The organism is Prescottella defluvii (assembly GCF_000738775.1).
GTDB classification, from domain to species: domain Bacteria; phylum Actinomycetota; class Actinomycetes; order Mycobacteriales; family Mycobacteriaceae; genus Prescottella; species Prescottella defluvii.
In genome coordinates this window covers 1-4,038 of the sequence record NZ_JPOC01000042.1, presented here as the reverse complement: position 1 = coordinate 4,038, position 4,038 = coordinate 1, and the positions used below count along the sequence as shown (strand labels likewise).

4 protein-coding genes are annotated in these 4,038 nt (G+C 69.1%); all 4 read right to left on the bottom strand.

The annotated features are described in order from the left end of the window. Positions 1 to 194: 194 nt before the first annotated feature. The 4 genes from IJ15_RS0116100 to pgsA are packed head-to-tail and all read right to left on the bottom strand — an operon-like array spanning position 195 to position 3,926. Positions 195 to 1,211, bottom strand: coding sequence for an NUDIX hydrolase (locus IJ15_RS0116100; protein WP_031939376.1), 1,017 nt, complete (start codon positions 1,209 to 1,211; stop codon positions 195 to 197). Further along, complete coding sequence (locus IJ15_RS0116095; RefSeq protein ID WP_031939375.1) at positions 1,208 to 2,335, bottom strand: glycosyltransferase family 4 protein; 1,128 nt, start codon at positions 2,333 to 2,335, stop codon at positions 1,208 to 1,210. The genes IJ15_RS0116100 and IJ15_RS0116095 overlap by 4 nt, the downstream gene beginning before the upstream one ends. Further along, entirely contained in the window at positions 2,332 to 3,237 is a 906-nt protein-coding gene (locus tag IJ15_RS0116090) for a phosphatidylinositol mannoside acyltransferase (RefSeq protein ID WP_031939374.1), read from the bottom strand. The genes IJ15_RS0116095 and IJ15_RS0116090 overlap by 4 nt, the downstream gene beginning before the upstream one ends. Beyond that, positions 3,234 to 3,926 (bottom strand): phosphatidylinositol phosphate synthase, encoded by a 693-nt coding sequence (gene pgsA / locus IJ15_RS0116085; protein WP_031939373.1) that lies wholly within the window; start codon positions 3,924 to 3,926, stop codon positions 3,234 to 3,236. Before pgsA ends, IJ15_RS0116090 begins: the two co-directional genes overlap by 4 nt. Positions 3,927 to 4,038 lie beyond the last annotated feature (112 nt).

The following is a 4,038-nucleotide window of genomic DNA, read 5'->3' as shown; positions in this document are numbered from 1 at the left end:
CGCGTGCAGTGCCGGTAGTGGGGGTGGTGTCGGGGGTGCTCACAGCAAACTCCTGGGTTCTCGCCGGCTTCGGATGAAGATCTGACACTGACGGGCCGTCTCGGCACCGCAGCGCACGGGCAATTCTAGGACGACGTCACCGAACGGCCCATATCCAGTGCCCGATAGCTGGCATGGCTGTGGCATCGGTCATATCAGCGGATCGCGCGGACCTCGGGGTCGTCGACCCGGATCACCGCCAGGTTCGCCTCCTCCAGGAGGTCGGGCAGGTCCTGCGGATACACCGCTTCCCCGCCATCCTGGATGGCGCGGATCTCGGCCCCCGAACACCACCGGTGCTCGGTGATCGTGTGCTGCTCCAAGTCGGTGAATCCGCCTCGGTGCGGGACGAACTCGTCGGTCTGCAGGGCGAAGAACAGTTCCTCGGACCGGATCAGTTCACCAGCGAACGGGAAGATCGCGACGCGGCGCCACAGCGGCCCGCGCAACTCGTCCGGCGAGACCACGCGACCGGTCTCCTCCTCGATCTCCCGCACTGCCGCCGCACGGAGGGTCTCCCCCGTCTCCACGGCGCCCCCGATCGTGAACCAGAACGACACCTCGGGGGTCGCGGGATCGTGGCCCCGCATGAGCAGGACGCGACCGGTGCGGTCGAGCATCACGACCCGCGCCGACGTCCGGACCTCCGCGAGTTCGAGCCCCGACGGCTCGGACCGCTCGGCGATCTCGAAGTACGTCGGCAGCGGCGCAGTACCGCCCAGGTGCAGTCGGCGGACGGGAAGACGGGTCCGCAGTGCGAGGGTGTCCCGCACGGCGTCGTTGTGGAAACGCCGCGCGATCAGCACCCGAGCCTCGGCATCGGCCAACTCGGCAACCAATTGCGGTGGGAGCGTGTGGGTGTCGAGTGTCGTCAACGCACCCGACAGCGCGTTCTCCGCCGCCTCCCGGTGCGCGCGTTCGGCACGCTCCGCCTGGCCGGCGAGAACCGACAGACGTTTGCCCTCGGTCGAGGTGTCCGTCATCGCCGCCGCGATGGCCCGCACCACCACCGCACGACGCGCGAGCGCTGCGTCGAGCGCCTGCCAGGACAGGTCGGAGCGCACGTGCAGTCGGTCGAGTCGGTTGGCGGTCGCGTACGCCCACGCCCCGATCGTCACGATCACCGCGGCAACCAACGCGAGGATCAGGATCGTCATCGCCGAGAAGGTCACGAGCGAACCTCACGCACACCGCTGCTACCGACCGTGACCGTCTCGTAGACCCGCAGGATCTGCTCGGCGACCACCGGCCAGTCGTACTCGGCCACCACGACACTCGCCGCGGCGGCAAGTGCACGTCGCCGGTCGTCGTCCCCGAGGACGCCGTCGAGCGCGGCGGCGAGCGCCGCCGAATCGCCGACCGGCACCAGCAGTCCCGCGGTTCCGTCGCGCAGGACGCGACGGAATGCGTCCAGTTCACTGGCCACGACCGGTGCACCGGCCGCCATCGCCTCCACCAGCACGATGCCGAAGCTCTCGCCGCCCAGGTTGGGTGCGCAATACACGTCGACGCTGCGCAGCGCCGACGCCTTCTCCGCGTCGCTCACCTGCCCGAGCAGTCGCAGGTGCCGGGCGTAGCGGCCCGCTTCCTTGCGGAGCTTGTCGTCGTCGCCCCGACCGACCACCAGGATCTCGATGTCCGGGTACTTCTCGGCCAGCGTGGGCAACGCTCCGAGCAGCACCGCCATGCCCTTGCGTGGTTCGTCGTAGCGGCCGAGGAACAGGACCGTCTTGCCGGGACGCGGATAGCCGGGCAGCGGTACCGCGTTCGCGAACGCCGGGACGTCGACACCGTTCGGGATCTCCACCGCGTCCGAACCGAGCGACTCGACCTGCCAGCGGCGCGCCAGTTCCGACACCGCGATCCGCCCACTGATCTTCTCGAGATAGGGCTGCAGGACCCCTTGGAAGGTACTGAGCACCAACGACTTCGTAGTGGACGTGTGGAACGTCGCGACGATGGGCCCCTCGGCGATCTTCATAGCGAGCATCGACAGGCTCGGCGCGTTGGGCTCGTGGATGTGGAGGACGTCGAAATCGTTGTCCGCGATCCAACGCCGCACCCGCGCATACGACACGGGACCGAACGTCAGCCGAGCCACCGAACCGTTGTAGGGAATGGCGACGGCGCGGCCGGCCGAGACCACGAAGTCGGGGAGCTCGGTGGCATCGGACGCCGGCGCGAGAACGCTCACCTTGTGACCACGCTCGATCAGCACCTGGGCCAGTTCCACGACGTGAGCCTGAACACCACCCGGAACATCGAACGAGTACGGGCAGACCATACCGATCTTCATCGCGACTCCATACGTGCGCGGCGGGACTCCGACAGGTCGTCCCACCACAGCGGCTGCAGCATGTGCCAGTCCGCCGGGTGCGCCGCGATGTTGACCTCGAAACGGGACGCCAGCGCTTGGGTGGCAGCCGCCAGCCCGCCGGAGACGTCGATCGGCGGGTCGACCGAGAAGCCCCACCCGCCGTCGGTGAACCAGCAGTGCACGGGCAGTAGGGCCGCACCGGTCTCGATCGCGAGCTTGGCCGGCCCGGCCGGCATCCGGGTCGGCTCGCCGAAGAACGTGACCGGCACCCCCCGGGCGGCGAGGTCACGCTCACCGAGCAGGCACACGATCTTGTTGTCGTGCAGGCGCGCCGCGAGCTCGCCGAACGGCGGCGTCTCGCCACCGCTGAGCGGGAAGATCTCGAACCCGAGACCTTCCCGGTAGTCGACGAAACGCTGGTACAGCGACTCCGGCTTCAACCGTTCGGCGACGGTCGACAGGCCACCCCAGTTCTGGGCGCACCACACACCGGCCATGTCCCAGTTCCCGCTGTGCGGCAGCGCCAGGACCGCGCCGCGCCCCTCGGTCATCGCCCGTTCGAGGTGTTCCTGGCCCTCGACACTCGAATCGATTGCCGCGGCGGTCGCGACGAGATCCATGGACGGCAGCCGGAACGCCTCCCGCCAGTACCGCGCGTACGAGCGCAGCGAATCGCGGATCAGCTCGTCCGGGACCTGCTCCGGTGGCACCCCGAGCACCCGAGCAAGGTTGCGACGCAACTGCTGCGGGCCCCCGTTCCGGCGTGCCGCAACGTCGGCGCCCGCGTCGAACAGTGCGGTGGCCACCCGTTCGGGAAGCGCCCGGACGACGCGCCACCCGGCGGCGTAGCCGAGATCGGTCACTCGTTCCGAGAGGGTCACGACGCGGACGCCTCTCCGTCACCGGGCTTCTCGGCGACGCTGGTCGGCGTCATCGGCAACAGATCCCGCGCCCCCGCCGAATTACGTACGGCCAGAACACGCTGGAACACGGTGACGATGCTCGCGACCGCGAGGATCCACATCGCGACGTAGACCGCCCAGTGCAGCCAGCCGATGCCGAAATGCCCTGCGATACCGGTGAGTCCGGCGCCGACTAGCACGATGACCAGCCGGTCCGGGCGCTCGATGAGGCCACCGTCTGCGGACAGGCCACTGGCTTCCGCCCGCGCCTTGGCGTACGAGATCACCTGCGAGCTCACCAGACAGATCAGTGTCGCGATCAGCAGGCTCTTGCTGCTCTCGTGGTAGACGGCCCACCACGCCAGACCGGCGAAGATCGCACCGTCGGCGATCCGGTCGCACGTGGCATCGAGGACGGCCCCGTAGCGCGTGCCGCCGCCGCGGGCACGGGCCATCGCCCCGTCGAGCATGTCGAACATCACGAAGAACCAGATGAAGATGGTTCCCCAGAACAAATGACCGGACGGGAAGAGGGTGAGCGCGCCGGCGATGCTCGCGACGGTGCCGATCACCGTGACCGCATCCGGCGTCAACCCGGTCTTCACCAGGGCGTGGCCCATCGGCGCCGTCACCTTGGACACCGACGCACGACCGAAGAAGCTCAGCATCCCTCTCCCCCCTTCCCCGACCCACCGCGGTGCCGCACCCCAGCGGACCCCGCACCCGATCCTGCCCTGCGATTTCCCCGCCGGCCTCTGGAGATCACTCGTCCCCGGCCCC

Bases quoted from the DNA above. Each gene is read 5' to 3' on its own strand.
- pgsA (WP_031939373.1), bottom strand. From the start codon at position 3,926: ATGCTGAGCTTCTTCGGTCGTGCGTCGGTGTCCAAGGTGACGGCGCCG.
- IJ15_RS0116095 (WP_031939375.1), bottom strand. From the start codon at position 2,335: ATGAAGATCGGTATGGTCTGCCCGTACTCGTTCGATGTTCCGGGTGGT.